Below are 18,155 nucleotides of genomic sequence, written 5' to 3'. Positions count from 1 at the left end.
TGGGCATGGTGGACGCGCACGGCCGCCCGCTCCCCGACATCAGCCGGATACCGGAGCGCACGGTCGTGCTCGACATCCGTGCCACCGCCGCGCTGATGGAGACCTTGAGCCGGGTCGTGGCGGGGACCTATCCCGGCAGTCCGGGGCCCGGTGCGTTGGCCCGGGCGGCACGTCGTACCGCCTCCGGATTCTCCGGCGCGGCCGGCCTGGTCAGCGGGGCCGCGCAGCGGACCGCCGACGCGGCGAAGAGCGTTGTCCCCGCCCGTCTCGCCGGCCCCCTGAACCGCGCCGGCACCGTGGCGAACCGGGTGGGCTCCCCCCTGGCGCAGGCGGCCCTCGTGCCCTACAACTGGGCCGCGGCATCCTCCCGGTGGACGTCGGAGGCGCTGGTGGGCGCGGCGAAGAACGACCCGGGCACCGTCGGGGCCGAGGCCCGGCACGCCGGGATCCGGCCCGCCCAGCTGCTCTCCCGGGCGCAGCAGATCTTCGGGGGCCGCCATGTGGTGGAGGTGACGCTGCCGGGCATGGCGGCGGACCAGGTGATGATCGTGGAGATCCGGGGCTACCTGAGCAACCCCCGCCACCTGGGTTCCGAGGACATGTACTCCGAGCAGGACGCGGGCACGGCGGACACGGCCGGGCGGCAGCGGGCCACCGGCCTGGTCCGGCAGGGCAACCTCGGGGTCACCGGCCTGCAGACGGCCCCGGCGGACTCCGCCGACCTGGTGCACCAGTTCAACCCGAGCGGCCGGTACAGCTACTCCCGGCGCACCGACGACACCCGCGCGCTGAGCAGCGCGACGAAGATCACCCGGGTCCCCGTCGAGGCGGGGGTCCACCATCTGATCGGCACGGACGCCACGCTGCTGGTGACGGTCACGCAGGGTGTGCGCAACGCGGCCGGGAACGCCGTCGGACTGGGCGGCCAGGCCCCCGTGGAGCTGGCGATCGACCTGTCGCACGCGGTGACCTTCCTGACGCCGGAGACGGCGCTGGCCCGCTACGCACGGTGGTTCCACGGGATGGCCGGGTTGCCGGCCCTGACGCTGCCGCCGCCGAGCGTCCCGCTGCCCGACGGGTTCACCCGTACCGGCCGGCTCGGCGTCGCGACCGTCCTGTCGGTGACCCAGCTGGACAGCACGACCAGCCGCATCGAGCGCCGGGACCGGCTCCGCCGGGAACTGACCGGGCTGATCGAGAACGAGGCGCCGGGTGTCACCCAGCCGGGGCACGCCGCGTACCTGTCCGTCGTGGACCCCGCGATCGGCCGGCATGCCGACCCCCTGGCGCTGCGCGTCCTGCCCGGCCGGGGCGAGGGCGGCACCCGGTTCGAGTTCGTGCACGTCGCCTACGGCGGTGCGCGACTGGTCGAGGTGACCGTCAGCTCCGCACCCCTGATGCGGACCCCGGCGCTGCGCGGCCTGCTCGGCCGCCCGGCGGGCGAGGGCAGCGGCCTGGAGCACGTCCAGGCGCACACCCCGCAGGCGAGCTCCACCGCCGCCGCCACCAGCTGGACGCACCAGACCGCCGCCAACGTGGTCTCCCGCTACCCGCGCCCCGGTGTCACCGGCACCACGGACCGCGAAGGCCCGTCCGTCGCGCTGACCAACGCCCGCTCCCGCACCCGGCAGACCGGCTTCTCCGCCGAGGACCGCCAGTGGTCGCGCACCGACAGCGTCGCCGACTTCGACGACATCGACTACGCCTTCACCGCCTCGGTCCGTTCCCAGCTGATCGCCGAATGGCCCGCGAACATCCCCGGCGGGCTGATCCAGGCCGGGATGCTGTCCTTCACCGGCCTGGACGGGGACGTCGCGGCCCGGCTGATCGAGGGGGCTCGCCGCCTGCTGCGGGGACGGCCGGTCGGCTCGGTCACGGTGCCGGGCGCGGTGGCGCTGCGGTTCGCCGGTTCCGAGGCCGTCACGCCCCTGGTGCACGACGGTCCACGCCCGCCCGCGCTGCTCACTCAGGACCCGCTGACGATGTCGCCGCAGCAGGCGCTCGCCCAGGGCACGCCGCCGTTCCCGTCCGGCTCCCGGCTGGTGCCGACCTGGGCGGCCCCGGTCCAGGACTTCAACGCCTTCCCCCAGCTGACCGAGGCCCTGCACACCGTCGCACCGGAGCTGACCGCCGCCTGGGGGCTGCCCGCCGGCGCCTCGGACGAGGCGGCCGCCGCCCGGCTCGGCGAGCTGGTCCAGGCCGGTGACATCAGCGTGGACCAGCCCCGCGCGGCGGCGGGCCTGACGCCCCGGATGCCCGGCAGCTGGCCGCTGGAGACACCCGGAGCGGCGCCCGCGCTGTCGGTGTCCCTGCACAACCCGAGGCCCGTCACGGACGGCGGTGACTTCGCCGTGGACCGGGTGCGGACGCACACCCGTACGGCCACGTCCTCCTCCTCGGCGGGCAGTTCCTTCGCGCTGACCCAGCTGGGTACGTACAGCCTGGAGGCCGGCAACCTGCAACTGCTGGGCGCGAACGTCCCCCTGGCGGCCCAGCAGCCGCACACCGTGTCGACCAACACCGGTGTGACCGGCACCCGTTACGACCGCATGCGGACCGGCCACTCCACGCAGCCCACCGACCGGCGCGGCACCCGCAGCTACGAGACGCTGGTCGACACGGTCGTCACGGTGGCGGGACCGGAGGGCGTGCGGTACGTCACCGGGACCTCCACCGTGCGGCTGATGGAACGGGACGTGCTCGGCTTCGGCGTCACGCCGGCGCGTCCCGACGCGCAGGTGTACGACCTGCCCGCGCTCCTCGCCGGCCAGGACGCGGAGGACCTGCGGGACTGGGCGCGGCACCCGGTCACCGACCTGCCGCAGGCGCTCGCCGACGGCCTCGACGCGACCGACGCGTCGGCCCAGCTGTGGCTGGCGCTCGGCGCCGACCCCGACGGGAGCCGGCTGGCCCGCGCCCTCTTCACGGCCTCCCGTACCGCCGTGCTGTCCGGGAAGCCGGTCGAGCTGGTGGTGCGCACTGACGACGGGCTGCGCCACTGGCCGTTCGCGGCGGACGGCACGCTGACGGACGGCACGGATGCCACGGGCGCCGAAGCCATAGCCGTCACTGCCGCCACCGCCACCGCCACCGATGACACCGACGCCACCGACGACGGGGCGCGGGCGCTGCGCACCACGGCCGCCGCGTACACGGCGGCGGTGGCCGCCGAACGGCAGGCCGTCGTCGACGAGCAGCAGCTCCTGCTCGACCGGGACACGGCCGAGCAGACCCTGCGCCGGACGGAACAGCAACTGGTGGACGCCACCACCGAGCACACGGCGGCGGTGACGGCCCATCAGGACGCGGTACGCGACGCCGGGCTCGCCCGGGAGACCGCCGCCGGCGCGGTCCGCGAGGCCGAGGCGGAGCTGGCCCCGGCCGAGCAGGCCGTCCGGGACGCGGAGGCGCTGCCCACCGAGGAGCAGGTGGCGTCGGCCCGGCTGGTGTGGCGGCAGGCGCAGGCCGAGGCGGAGAGCATTGAGCGGATGGCCGACGAGAACGGCCCCCAGCCGGGCCTCCCGGAGGCCGAGGAGCGGGCCGCGACCGCCCAGGCGCGGTGGCTCGACCTCCAGCGGCGGCACGAGGGCCGGTCGGAGGCGCTGAGCGACGCGCAGGCCGCGCTGACCACCGCCCGTACGGCGGTGGAGACCGCGCAGGAGAGCCAGGAGCAGGTCCGGCAGGACACCGACCGTGCCGTCGCCGACGCCCGGGGCCGGGAGCAGCGCAGGGCGGGGGCGGTGACCCGCCGGACGGGGCTCCGCGACGAGGCCCGGACCGAGCTGGACGGGATCGAGCAGACGCTGCGGGACACCCGGCAGGAACGGCAGACCCAGGTCAGGGCCCAGCAGCAGGCGTGGCGCGGACTGGTCGCCCTGGCGGGCACGCTGGACACCGCGCGGCGCGCGGCGGGCACCGGTGACGGCGGGTCCATCCGGGGCTCGCTGGCCTCGGAGCCCGCCCGTCGGCCGGGCCGCCGCCGGCGGCCGACCACGGCCGGCCCGGTCGCCCGGGCCATCCCGGTCACGCCGGTAGCGCCGGCCGCCCCGGCCGGTCCCGTCGGCCAGGACGGGCGCGGGACGACGGAGCCGGCCGGTCGGCAGGGGGCGGACCCGCAGCAGGACGGCGTGTCGCAGCCGGTGGTGTCCGACCCGGCCGGGACGGAAGAGCTCTCTCTCTTCTCGCCACCCGCCGGCCCGCCCGCCGCCGTCTCCTCCGCCTCCACCACGGGGCCGGCCACCGCTCCGGTGCCCCCGACCGCGTCGGCCGCCTTCGCCGGTGCCGCCGATCCGCTGCTGTCGGCGCCGACCCTGCTGGCGGGCCCGTCGGGGCCGGGCCAGGGCCGCAACTGGACGGCGAAGACGGTGACCCGGGTGCGGCCCGGCCGGACCCGGGTGATCGAGACGCGGCCGGGCGAGCCGCCGAGGATCACCGCGGAGGAGGACGCGCCGTGGCCGGACACGGCGTACGTCGTCACGGCGGACGGTGACCCGGGCGGTCTGCGGGTCCGCGACGGCCGGGTGCTGGACACGGCGACGCTGGCCCAGGTACTGGCCGCCGACCCGGAGCTGGCGCGGCGGCCGAAGGACGTGCCGGTGCTGCTGGCCGTGCCGTACGCGCAACGGACCCTGGACCTCCAGTTGCTGGCCGACCTGCTGGGCCGGCCGGTGTTCGGCCCCACCGGTGACGGCCGGCTGATCGGCGACGGGACGGGGAACGCGCACCTCCCGGTGCTCGTCGACCGCGCGGCCGACCAGCCGATCGGTCTCTGGACGCCGTACGAACCCCAGGCCGTCACGCTGTCGTACGTGGACCGGGAGTGGACGTCGCTGGAAGGCGTCACCTTCCGGGACAGCGACGTCGACAGCCGGCCCCTGGTCTCCGACGGGAGCAACCAGCGGTTCGGCCGGATGTCGGTGCAGGGCGGGGAGGCGCGGGAGACCGAGCGCCGGTTCAGGACGTACCTCGACATGCGGCGCCTCGTGCACAAGATCCCGGCCGGCGACGGCCACCAGGACGTCGAGGTCGAGACGCGGACCCCCGATCCGGCGGTCTACGTCTACGCCGGGCACGGGAGTCCGGGCCGGCTGACGCTCGCCCTCCGGGACGGCCGGACCGTGCGGCTGGGCAAGCAGGACGCCGCGCGGTACGTCTCCGGGCTGCGCGAGGTGCGCCAACTGCCCCCGGGGCACAGGCTGTACCTGGAGGTCTGCTGGAGCGCGTCGGACGCCGACCCGCGCCAGAACCACTCCAGGAACGCGCCGCAGCCCCATGTGGACGACCCCTGGGCCGACGTCCCGTTCGGTCAGTACGCCGCCAACGAGAGCCGGCGGGAGACCAGTTCGTCGACCCGGCAGACCGGCATGGACAGCAGGGACCGGGTGCTGATCGCCGCGGCCGACGGGCAGCGGGGGCGCCGGGTCACGTTCCGGCCGGAGCCGCTGGAGTCCGAACTGGACGGACTGGCCCGGGAGACGGGCCTGCACAGCGGTACGGGTCCGGTGCCGCCGCGAACGCGTGCCACCGCGCTGCGGCTGGTGCGCGGGCTGCGGGACCACTTCGGCAACGGTGTCGAGGACGACCGCGGTGTGCCGGGCGGCCGGTACGAGCGGCTGCTCCGGGGCATCGGCGCGCTGGAGACGCTGCGCGCCAACGACCCGGCGCTCAGCGGGGTCACCCCGCTCCGCAAGGACATGGTGTCCTTCTACGCCCAGCAGCACAGCGGGGGCATCGCCGACCCGGCCACCGTCGAAGCCCTGCTGGACTTCGCCCGGGCCCGGGTCGCTGCGGATCCCGGTGCGCGGCTCGGCACGGCGCTGCCGGCGCCCGCCCTCACGGTGACCCTCAACGAGCTGGCCACCTCCGGCGAGGCCCTGCTGCGTATCGTCCAGGGGCTGCCCCCCGGGGTGGCGCCGAGCCCGGGTCAGGTGGCGTCCACCCTCTGGGCGACGGTCCGGGCCGCGCAGACGCTGTTCAACGAGATACCGCCGGCGGACCGGGAGGCCCACGGCCGAGGCGTGCTGCACCTCGCCGACACGGACCCGTGGGACCTGTCGCAGCAGAAGCGGATCTGGGCCCTGACCGCCCAGGCCCTCGCCGAGGGCCTGGACGTCACCGACCGCGACCGGCTGGCCGCCTACCACCTGAAGCAGGCCGGGGCGTTCGGCCCGGCCGCGCTGCTGTGGCAGGGGCAGAACGTCCAGGGCACCCGCTGGAGCGACACACCTGCGCCCCACGGCGTCGACTGGCGCAGCGTGCTCCGGACGGCCCAGGCGCCGCACGGGACCACCACCACCGAGCAGGACGTGCCGGAGTGGGCCGAGAAGGGCAAGCCCCAGCCCATCCTGAACCTGGTCAACGTGGACCGGGCCGGGAACATCGTGCTGCACCTGCCCGGCCGCGCCCCGCTCGTGGTGTCCGACAACGAGTTCCTGGCCCTGCTGGACCTGGACCCGGCCCTGCGCACCACGCCCCTGGGCACCCCCGTCCTGTTCCTGACCTCCGGCCCCGGATCCCTGCGGCCGGAGCTGGTGCAGCGGTTCTCCCAGCGCACCGGCCGGCCCGCCCACGGCTACAGCGCGCCCATGACGCTGACCGCCGCCGATCCGGCGGCCCCGCTCGCCATCGTCGCCCAGCCGGACCCGGCCACCGGGGCCCCGGGCACCTGGACCCGGACCACCCGGCAGCCGACGATGCCCTCCGCGGGGCCCTCGGAGTCCATCACTATCCTGGCCCCGTCCGATCCCGTGGACCCGCTGCTGTCGGCGGGGACCCTGCTGGCGGGCCCGTCGGGCGTGCCGCAGGGCCGGAACTGGACGGGCAAGCCGGTGCGCCGGGTGCTGCCCGACCGGGTGCGGCTGTACGAGACCCGGCCGGACGTGGCACCGGTGATCGTGTCGGAGGAGGACGCACCGTGGCCGGACACGGCGTACGTGGTGGCGGGCCAGGGTGAGGACGGGGGAGTGAAGGCCCCGGACGGCCGGGTGCTGGACGTGGCGGCGCTGGCCGACGTGCTGGCCGCCGACCCGGAGCTGGCACGGCTGCCGAAGGACGTACCCCTGGTGCTGGCCGTCCCGGGCATGGGCACCGAGTACCTGGACGGGCTGGCCCGCCGGCTCGGCCGGAAGGTGTGGGCGCCCAGCGGTCACGGGCGCCTGATCCCCGACGGGACGGGCGACGCGCACGTCCTGGGGCTGGTCGACTCCGACGCGGCCCTGCCGTACGGCCTCTGGGTGCCGTTCGACCCGGCACCGACGACGTCGGCGCCGTTCGAGGACCGTACCTGGACGGCGCTGGACGGCACCCCGTTCCGTGACAGCGACGTGTACACCCGGCCCCTGGTCACGAAGGGCCACGAGCGGTACGGGCGGATCTCGATCGCGGACACCGACAACCTGCGGCGGCGGGAACAGCGGTTCCGGAACTTCCGGGAGATGCGGCGGCTCGTACACGTGGTGCCGGCCGGCGGCGACAACTACTACGGGCCGGCCGAGGCGGTGACACCGGATCCCGCGATCTACGTGTTCGCGGGTCACGGCAGGCCCGGTGTGCTCGCGCTCGTGCTCAGGAACGGCAAGACCGTGCTGCTGGGCAAGCACGACGCCGCGCGCTATGTCGCCGGGCTCCGCGAAGTCCGTGAGCTGCCGGCGAAGCACCGGCTGCACGCGGAGGTGTGCTGGAGCGCCTCGGACGGCGACCCGACCCAGGAGCACCTGAGCACCGCTCCCGCACCGCATGTCGACGATCCGCTGGAGGACGTTCCGTTCGGTCACCTGCTGGCCAACGCGAGCGGACGGGAGACGTCGGCGTCCACCCGGTCGACCGGCCTGAACGACGACGACCGGCTGGTGGTGGACGGCGCCCGTGGCGAGCGGGGGCGCCGGATCACCTTCCGTCCGGACCCGTCGGATGCCCAACTGGACAAGCTCGCCCGCGACATGGACCTGCACCAGGGGCCGGGCGCGGTGCCGCCGTCGACCCGCGCCACCACGCTGCGGCTGGTGCGGGCCCTGCGGACCGCGCTGGGCAGCAGGTTCGAGGACAACCCGTTCCGGTACCGGCAGGCGCTCAAGGGCATCGGCGCGCTGGAGAAGATGCGGGCCAACGACCCCGGGCTGCGGCACCGGACCCCGCTCCGGCTCGACATGCTGGACTTCCTGACCCGGGCGTACACCGGGAAGGCCCCGGACGAGGCGGGCCATCTGGCCCTGCTCGCCTTCGCCCGGGACCGGATCGCGGCGGAGCCGCGGGCCCGGCTGAGCGAGGCGATCGACCCACCCGCCCTGCGGCTGACGCTCGGACAGTTCGCCACCAGTGGCGAAGCCGTGGTGCGCGCCGTGAAGGTACTGCCCGGCAACACGCCGCCGGCTCCCCAGGAGGTCGCGTCCGCCCTGTGGGCGACGGCCCGTGCCGCGCAGCGGCTGGGGCAGGTGCCGGGGCCGGACCGGGAGGCGTTCGGCCGCAAGGTGCTCCACCTGACCGACGGCGACACCTGGGACCGGGCGAAGCAGGAGACGCTGTGGGCGCTGGCGGCGACGGCCGTCGCCGAGGGGCTGGATGTCACCGACGGCAACGTGCTCGCCGCGTACCACCTCAGGCAGGCCGGTGCGTTGGGCCCGGCCGGTCTGCTGTGGCAGGGGCAGAACGTCCAGGGCGTCAACTGGAGCGGCACACCCGCGCCCGCCGGCGTCGACCTGAGCAGCGTGCGCCGGATGGTGAAGGGGCCCGGCGGGACCACCAGCACCGAGCAGGTCGAGCCGGACTGGGCCGGCAAGGGGAAGCCCGCGCCGCTGCTGAACCTGGTCCAGGTGGACCGGGCCGGGAACATCGTGCTGCACCTGCCCGGCCGCGCCCCGTTCCCGGTGTCGGAGGACGAGTTCCTGGCGCTGCTGGACCTGGACCCGGCACTGCGTACGACGCCGCTGGGCACCCCTGTCCTGTTCCTGACCTCCGGTCCCGGGGCCCTGCGGCCGGAGCTGGTGCAGCGGTTCTCGCAGCGCACCGGCCGTCCCGCCTTCGGCTACAGTGCGCCGCTGCTGCTGACCGCCGGCGACCCGGCGGCCCCGCTGAAGATCCTCGCCCTGCTGGATCCGGCCACCAACGCCCCGGGCCGGTGGACCGGGGCCATCCGGCAGGCGGCCTCGGCCACTCAACCCACGGCCTCGTCCGACCCCGACGTCTTCGCCCCCGCAGACCCCGCCGACCCGCTGCTGTCGGCGCGGACCCTGATGCCGGGTGCGCCGGGTACGCCAGGCCAGTCGGGTCCGTCGGGCCCGTCCGGTGCGGGTCAGGGCCGGAACTGGACGGGCAAGCCGGTCAAGCAGGTGCGGGCCGGCCGGGTGCGGGTGATCGAGACGCGGCCGGACACGCTGGCCAAGATCGTGTCGGAGAAGGACGCGCCGTGGCCGGACGAGACGTACGTCGTCGCGGCCGACGGCGCCCCCGGCGGGGTGCTGGTCCGGGACGGCCGGTCCCCCGACGGCCGGGTGCTGGACACCGAGGCGCTGGCCGAGGTGCTGGCCGCCGACCCGGAGCTGGCGCGGCTACCGAAGGACGTACCGCTGCTGCTGGCCGTACCGTTCGCGCAGCAGACCCTGGACCTCCAGGCGCTGGCGAACCGGCTGGGCCGCCGGGTGGTGGGGCCCAGCGGTGACGGGCGGCTGGCCGGTGACGGGTCCGGGAACGCGCACCTCCCGGTGCTGGTCGACCGCGCGGCCGACAAGCCGGTCGGAGTCTGGGCACCCTACGATCCCCAGGACACCACGCTCCCGTACGAGGACCGGGAGTGGACCGCGCTGGACGGCACCACGTTCCGGGACAGCGAGGTGGACACTCGGCCCCTGGTCTCCGACGGGCACAAGCAGCGCATCGGCCGGATCTCGGTCAAGAACCGCGAGGAGCTGCGCCACTTCGAGCAGGCGTTCAAGGCGTACCTCGACATGCGGCGGCTCGTGCACAAGGTTCCGGCCGGCTCCGGCACCGTGGACGCCGAGACCGAGCAGGTCAGTCCCGAATCGGCGGTCCACATCTACGCCGGCCACGGGCATCCGGGCCGGCTGACGCTCGCCCTCCGGGGCGGCCGGACGGTGTGGCTGGGCAAGCGGGACGCCGCGCGGTACGTCGCCGGGCTGCGCGAGGTGCGCCAACTGCCCCCGGGGCACCGGCTGGAACTGGCGGTCTGCTTCAGCGCGTCGGACGGCGACCCGCGTCGGCAGCACCCCGCCGCCGCTCCGCTGCCGCACGTCGACGACCCCTGGGCCGACGTCCCGTTCGGTCAGTACGCCGCCAACGAGAGCCGGCGGGAGACCACTTCGGCGACCAGCCAGACCGGCATGACGTACACCTACCGGGTGCTGACCGCCACGGGCGGCGGTGAGCGGGGGCGCCGTGTCACGTTCCTGCCCGAGCCGCTGGAACCCGAACTGGACGGGCTGGCGCGGGAGGCGGGCCTGCACGAGGGTACGGGTCCGGTGCCGGCGGAGACGCGCGCGACCGCGCTGCGGTTGGTGCGCGGGCTGCGGGACCTCTTCGGCAACGCCGTCGAGCGGGACCTCGGTGTGCCGGGCGGGCGGTACGAGCGGCTGCTCCGGGGCATGGGCGCGCTGGAGACGCTGCGGGCCAACGATCCGGCGCTCAGCGGGGTCACCCCGCTCCGCAAGGACATGGTGTCCTTCTACGCCCAGCAGCACAGCGGGGGGACCGCCGACACCGCCGCCGCCCACGAGGCCCTCCTCGACTTCGCCCGGGAGCGGATCGCCGAGGACCCCGACGCGGAGCTCAGCACCGAGGTGCCGGCGCCCGCCCTGACGGTGACCCTCAACGGGCTCGCCACGTCGGGCGGGGCGATCCTGCGTGCGGTGCAGGGGCTGGCCCCCGGGGCGGCGCCGAGCCCGGGGCAGGTGGCGTCCACCATGTGGGCGATGGTCCGGGCGGCGAAGCTGCTGTTCAACGAGTTGCCCCCGGCGGACCGGGAGGCGCACGGCCGCGGTGTGCTCCATCTGCCCGACACGGACCCGTGGGACCTGCCGAAGCAGCGGCAGCTCTGGTCCCTCACCGCCAAGGCCCTCGCCGAGGGACTGGACGTCACCGACCGCGACCTGCTCGCCGCCTACCACCTGGAGCAGACCGGCGCGTTCGGCCCGGCCGGTCTGCTCTGGCAGGGGCAGAACGTCCAAGGCGTCTACTGGAGCGACACACCCGCGCCGGAGGGGGTCGACTGGCGCAGCGTGCGCCGGATGACGAACGGGCCGGGCGGGACCACCACCGAGACGGTCGTGCCGGAGTGGGCCGAAAAGGGCAAGCCCGAGCCCTTCCTGAACCTGGTCAACGTGGACCGGGACGGGACCATCGTGCTCCACCTGCCCGGCCATGACCCGCTCCCGGTCTCCGAGGACGAGTTCCTGGCACTGCTGGACCGCGACCCGGCGCTGCGGACCACGCCCTTGGCTACTCCCGTCCTGTTCCTGACCTCCGGTCCCGGGTCCCTGCGGCCGGAGCTGGTGCAGCGATTCGCCGAGCGCACCGGCCGGCCCGCCCACGGCTACAGCGCGCCCATGACGCTGACCGCCGCCGATCCGGCGGCCCCGCTCACCATCCTCGTCGGCCTGGACCCGGCCACCCGGGCCCCGGGCCACTGGACCATGGCCACCCGGCAGTCGCCGCCCGCGGATCCCTCGGGCCCCACCGGCATCGTGCGGGCGCCCGGCCCCGCGGACTCGCCCGACCCCGCGGACCCGGCCGCCGTACAGCGGACGGACCCGGACGGAACCGACCCGCTGCTGTCGGCGCGGACCCTGATGCCGGGTCCGTCGGCTGCCGGGCAGGGCCGGAACTGGACGGGCAAGCCGGTCGAGCGGGTACGGCCCGACCGGGTCGGTGTGCTGGAGAGCCGGCCGGACGTGCCGGCGAGGATCGTGTCCGAGGAGGACGCGCCGTGGCCGGACGAGACGTACGTCGTCGCGGCGGACGGCGCCCCCGGCGGGGTGCTGGTCCGGGACGGCCGGTCCCCCGACGGCCGGGTGCTGGACACCGAGGTGCTGGCCGAGGTGCTGGCCGCCGACCCGGAGCTGGCGCGGCTGCCGCAGCACGTGCCGGTGCTGCTGGCCGTGCCGTTCGCGGAACGGTCCCTGGATCTCCAGCTGCTGGCGAACCGGCTGGGCCGTCAGGTGGTGGGTCCCAGCGGTGACGGACGGCTGGTGGCCGACCCGTCGGGGAACGGGCACCTCCCGGTGCTGGTCGACGGCGACGCGAAGAAGGCGGTCGGCCTCTGGGCGCCCTACGATCCGCTGCCCACGACGCTGCCCTTCGTGGACCGGGAGTGGACGGCGCTGGACGGCACCACGTTCCGGGACAGCGACGTGGACACCCGGCCCCTGGTCTCCGAGGACCACGAGCGGTTCGGCCGGATCTCGGTGGTGGACGGCGAGGGCCTGCGGAAGTACGAGAGGTGGTTCAAGACCTACCTCGACATGCGGCGGCTCGTGCACGAGATCCCGGCCGGCGCCGGGCGTCAGGACATCGCGGTCGAGGAGGTGACCCCTGATCCGGCGGTCTACACCTTCACCGCACACGGAAGTGCGGGCCTGATGGTGCTCGTCCTCCGTGACGGCCGGAAGGTGCGGCTGGGCAAGGAGAACGCCGCGCGGTACGTCGCCGGGCTGCGGGAGGTGCGCCAGCTGCCGCCGGGGCACCGACTGGGCCTGGAGGTCTGCTGGAGCGCCTCGGACGGCGACCCGCGTCGGCACCGCGGCTCGAACCGGCCCGTGGCGCACGTCGACGACCCTTGGGACGAGGTCCCGTTCGGTCAGCTCGCCGCCAACGAGAGCAGGCGGGAGACCAAGGCGTCCACCCGGTCGACCGGTGTCATGAGGGGCGCTCATGTGCTGACCGCCTCGGCCGACGGTGAGCGGGGGCGCCGTGTCACGTTCCTGCCCGAGCCGCTGGAGCCCGAGCTGGACGCACTGGCCCGAGCCATGGCCCTGCATCAGAGGCCGGGTGACGTGCCGCCGCAGACACGCGCCACCACGCTGCGGCTGGTGCGCGGGCTGCGGCACGTCTTCGGCAACACCGTCGAGAACGACCGCGGTGTGCCGGGCGGCCGGTACGAGCGGCTGGTCGAGGGCATCGGCGCGCTGGAGACGCTGCGGGCCAACGACCCGGCGCTCAGCGGGGTCACCCCGCTGCGCCAGGACATGGTGGCCTTCTACGCGAAGCAGCACAGCGGGGGGACCGCCGACACCCCCGACACCGCCGCCTACGAGGCCCTCCTCGACTTCGCCCGGGCCCGGGTCGCCGCCGACCCCGGCGCACAGCTCACCACCGAGGTGCCGGCACCCGCGCTGGTGGCGACGCTCAACGAGCTCGCCACGTCGGGCGAGGCCATCCTGCGCAGCGTCCAGGGGCTGCCCCCCGGGGTGGCACCGAGCCCGCGGCAGGTGGCGTCCACCATGTGGGCGATGGTCCGGGCCGCGAAGCTGCTCTTCAACGAGATACCGCCGGCGGACCGGGAGGCGCACGGCCGCGCCGTACTCCACATGGTCGGCACGGACCCCTGGGACCTGTCGCGGCAGAAGCGGATCTGGGGCCTGACCGCCAAGGCCCTCGCCGAGGGCGTGGACGTCACCGACCGCGACCGGCTCGCCGCGTACCACCTGAAGGCGTTCGCCTTCGTCAAGGTCAACCTGATGAAGCGGGGGCAGCAGATCCAGGGCGCCAACTGGAGCGGCACGCCCGCGCCCGAGGGGATCGACTGGCACACCGTGGACCGGGTGTTCCAGGGGCCGGACGGGACCACCACCGAGAAGGTCGTGCCGGAGTGGGCCGGACCGGGGAAGCCGCTGCCCCTGCTGAACGTCGTCCACGTGAACGAGGCCGGGAACGTGGTCCTGCACCTGCCCGGCGGGCCGCCGATCGAGGTGTCCGACGACGAGTACCTGGCCCTGCTGCGCCTGGAACCGGGCATGCAGACAGCCAACCTCGAACAGCCGCTCCTCTTCCTGAGCTCCGGCCCCGGGGCGCTGCGGCCGGAGCTGGTGCGGCGGTTCGCCCAGCAGAGCGGCCGACCCGCCTACGGCTACAGCGCGCCCCTCACGCTGACCGCCACCGACCCATCGGCCCCGCTCACCATCGTCGCCGGTTTGGACCCGGCCACCCGGGCCCCGGGCGAGTGGATCCACGCCACCCGGAAGGCGCCGCAGCTGCCCACCCGGCCGCCGGCCTCGGCGCGCGTCGTCCCGGTGTTCGACGCGGCGACCGTGCGGCAGGAGCAGGCGGGCACCGCGACGGACGGGCACGGCGTCGACGCGTACGGGTTCGACGCGTACGGGGACTTCGACGACGGCCTCGCGAAGCCCGCCCGCGCCAGCGACGCCACGGACGCGGGTCCGGTGACGTCCCCGCCGGTGACGTCTCCGCCGGTGACGTCCCCGCTTGAGGCGACCGGTCCGGAGGCGGACGTCCTGCGGGCGGGCACCGCCGCGAGGCGGCAGCCGACCGCCCCCACCACGCGGTCGGAGTTCTTCGCGGAGCCTCCAGCGCCCTCCGCGCCGTCGGCACCACCGGTGAACGCCCCCGTGCCCGTCGCCGTGTCGGGCGCCTTCACCGGCCCGAACGATCCCGTGCTGGCGCCGCGGACCCTGCTGACGGGACCCTCCGGCGGGCCGCAGGGCCGCAACCTGACGGGGCAGCCCGCCGCCTGGGTGCTGCCCGGGACGGTGCGGGTCGTCGAGACCCGGTCCGGCCGGCCGCCGGTGACCGTGTCGGAGACGAACGCGCCGTGGCCGGACGACTCGTACGTCATCTGGGCCGAGGGCGGCAACGGGCGGGTGCACCTGCCCGACGGCCGGGTGCTGGACGCGGAGGGGCTGGCCGACGCGCTGGCCGCCGACCCGGTGCTGGCCGGACTGCCCGCGCACGTGGAGGTGGTGCTGGTCCTGCCGGAAGCGGGGGACCAGCAGCTGGACATGCTGCGCGCGGCGGCGACCCGGCTCGGCCGCAAGGTGTGGGGGCCGAGCGGCGAGGCGCGGCTGGACGCCGACACCGCCGCCGGCGGCCACCGTCCGGTCGTCGTCGACGGTGACGCCGACCGGCCGTACGGCGGCTGGGTGCCGTTCGACCCGCCCGCCACGACCGTGCCGCCGGAGGACCGCGCGTGGACGGCACTGGACGGGACGACGTTCCGCGACAGCGACGTGTACAGCCGCCCTCTGGTCGACACCGGCCACGAGCGGTTCGGCCGGCTGGCCGTGTCCGTCCAGGACCACCTGCGGAAGCGGGAGGAGTGGCTTCGCGGGTTCCGTCACCTGCGGCGCCTCGTGCACTACGCCCCCGCCGGCGGGGGCCTTCAGGAGGAGCGGTCCGAGACGGTCACCCCCGACCCGGCGGCCTACGTCTACGCCGCACACGGGGAGCCGGGCCGGCTGGGGCTGTCGCTGCGTGACGGCGGGACGGTGTGGCTGGGCAAGCGGGACGCCGCGCGGTACGTCGCCGGGCTGCGCGAGGTACGGGAGCTGCCGGTCGGCCACCGGCTGCACCTGGAGGTCTGCTGGAGCGCGTCGGACGGCGACCCGACGCAGGAGGCGCACCCGTACCACCTCCCCGCGCCCCGGGTCGACGATCCGCTGGAGGACGTCCCGCTCGGGCAGTACACCGCCAACGAGAGCAGGCGGGAGACGTCGGCGGCCACCAGGCCGACCGGTGCCGCGGCCGATCGGCGCAAGGTCTTCGACGCGGTCGGCGGCGAGCAGGCCCGCAGGGTCACGTACCGCCCCGAGCCGCTCGACCACGAACTGGACGAGCTGGCGCGGGACGCGGGTCTGGACACGGTCCCCGACGCCGAGCCGGCGGAGGTGCGGGCGACCACGCTCCGCCTGGTGCGGGCGCTGCGGACCGCCTTCGGCAACGGGATCGAGGACGACCGGGGTGTGCCCGGCGGCAGGTACCAACGGGTGCTGGAGGGTATCGGCGCACTGGAGCGGATGCGGGCCAACGACTCCGTCCTGGGCGGGCTCACGCCGTTCAGGGCGGACATGCTGGACTTCCTCACCGAGCAGCACAGTGGCCGGGCCCCGGACGAGGCCGGGTATCTGGCCCTGCTCGACCACGCCCGGGACCGGGTCGCGGCCCGGCCCGGTGCCATGCTCCGGGCGGAGCTGCCGTCGCCCGCCCTGCTGGCCGCCCTCGGCGCCTACACCGACCAGGGCGAAGCCGCGACGCGCTACGTCCAGGACCTGTCCGCCGGCACGGCTGTGACGCCCCGGCAGGTGGCCTCCACCGTGTGGGCGATGGCCCGCTCGGCCGGGACGCTGTTCGGCGGGACACCGGAGGATCTTGAGGTGCTGGGCCGCACGGTCCTCCGTATGGGCTTCGCCGACCCCTGGAACCGGACCGGGCAGCAGCGCCTGTGGGCGCTGACGGCGAAGGCGACGGCGGCAGGCCTGGACGCCTCCGACGACGACGTGCTGGCCGCCCTCCACCTCAAGGAGAGCGGTGCCTTCGGACCGGGCGCCCTGCTGACGCGGGGACCGGAGGTCCAGGGCGTCAACTGGAGCGGCACTCCCGCGCCCGAGGGCGTCGACTGGAGCCTGGTGCGCCAGGGGCACCCGTCCGGCGGGGCCGCCCCCCAGCCGGTCCGGCCGGTCTGGGCGGCCGGGGGGAAGCCCGCGCCGGTGCTCACCCTGATCGAGGTGGACAAGGCCGGAAACCTGGTGCTGCACCTGCCCGGGCAGCCTCGCCGCACGGTCTCCGACCGCGAGTTTCTGGCCCTCATGGACCTCGCCCCGGGGCTGGCGGCCATCCCCCTGGAGCATCCGGTGCTCTTCCTGACCACCGGCCCCGGAGCCCTGGACCCACGGCTGACGGAGCAGTTCTCCCAGCGCACCGGGCGGCCCGCTGTCAGCTACCGCGGCCCCATGACGCTGACCACCGCCACGCCGTCCGGTCCGCTCGGCATCGTCACCCTGCCGGATCTGGCCACCGGGGCCTTCGGCGGATGGACCGAGGCCCACCGCCGGCCACGGAATCCGCTGGCCCGGTCCTCGTCGGCGGGGTCCTCGTCGGTGGAGAACGCCGAGGGCGCGCCCTCCGGCGCCCCGGCCGAGACCCTTTTGGGAGCCGAGTCCGTTTACACGCCCGGTGACTACCGGCGCACCGGACCGTACGCCGCCGAACTCCACGGCACGGCGTTCGCGCTGCACGCGCCGCGGCCGCCCGCACCGGGTGGCGGGACGGTCGAAACCCTGCTGCTGGCCCTCCGGTACGCGGCCCCCGCCGCACTGACGGACGTGCTACCGGACACCGGCACCGGCACGCACACCGGCACCGACACCGACCTCGCGGGGCTCCCCTTCCGTGCCTGGCTGGAACGGAACGTCACCGACGCCGACCTCGCGCAGGCGCCGACGCTCCCGCTGGACGGGGGCCGGATGATCCCGCTGGAACTGCTGGACGGGATCGGAGCGGAGCTCAAGGCCTCCCAGCGCTCGGTGGAGGCGGTCCTCCTCGGCGACCGACTTCCGGCGTCGGGCGTCGCCCTTAGCCCGGCCCAGCGTTTCCGGCTGCTGCTGCGGGACTCCTCGTACGGAGGGGCGAACGGCGCGGAAGCGCTCACGGACGCGGTGCTGGCGACGGTCCCCCGTATGCTCGGCGTCGAACTGGCCGTGGTGGGTCCGGACGGGCAGGTGACGTTCCACGGCCCCACCCCGGACGACGACACGGCGGCGGAGACACCGCCCGCCCTCCTCGTACGGGACGGCGACAGCTACCTCGCCGGCCTCCCGCACGGCCCCGGTGGCACCACCGGCCCGGGCGTGGCCGGGCTGATCCGGGTGCTGGAGGCCGTCGCCTTCGCACCGCCGTCCGTACGGCGCCGGCCGCCCGGCACCCCGGACGGGCCGGCCGACCCGGAAGCGGCGGCGTGGCTCGCCGTCCACCGTGACACCCTGGAGGACCTGCGGGATGTCCTGACGGCACTGGGGCCCGACGTCGTACCCGACGTCGTACCCGACACCGAACTGCTGGAGCGCCTGGCCGACGAACGGCTCCGCACGCGGCACCTGGAGCCCGGCGGCTCCCTGGCCGAGAAGCTGCACCGAATACTGAACGACCGTGCACAACACGCCGACGGTGAGACCGTCACCGTCGACACACACCGCACGTGA

1 protein-coding gene (running past one end of the window) is annotated in these 18,155 nt (G+C 75.4%); it reads left to right on the top strand.

Going from position 1 to position 18,155, the window contains the following annotated elements; translation table 11 throughout:
* On the top strand, positions 1 to 18,155 hold the 3' portion of the coding sequence (locus tag G3I56_RS38865) for a lonely Cys domain-containing protein (RefSeq protein WP_164417622.1). It extends 9,757 nt beyond the left edge of the window; 18,155 of the gene's 27,912 nt are visible here — the last part of the coding sequence; its start codon lies off the left edge, out of view; it ends in the stop codon at positions 18,153 to 18,155.

Origin of the sequence: Streptomyces sp. SID12488 (assembly GCF_010548275.1) — a bacterium.
In the GTDB taxonomy this organism is placed as follows: domain Bacteria; phylum Actinomycetota; class Actinomycetes; order Streptomycetales; family Streptomycetaceae; genus Streptomyces.
The sequence above is the reverse complement of the archived record's forward strand: the minus strand, read 5'-3'. Positions and strand labels throughout refer to the sequence as shown.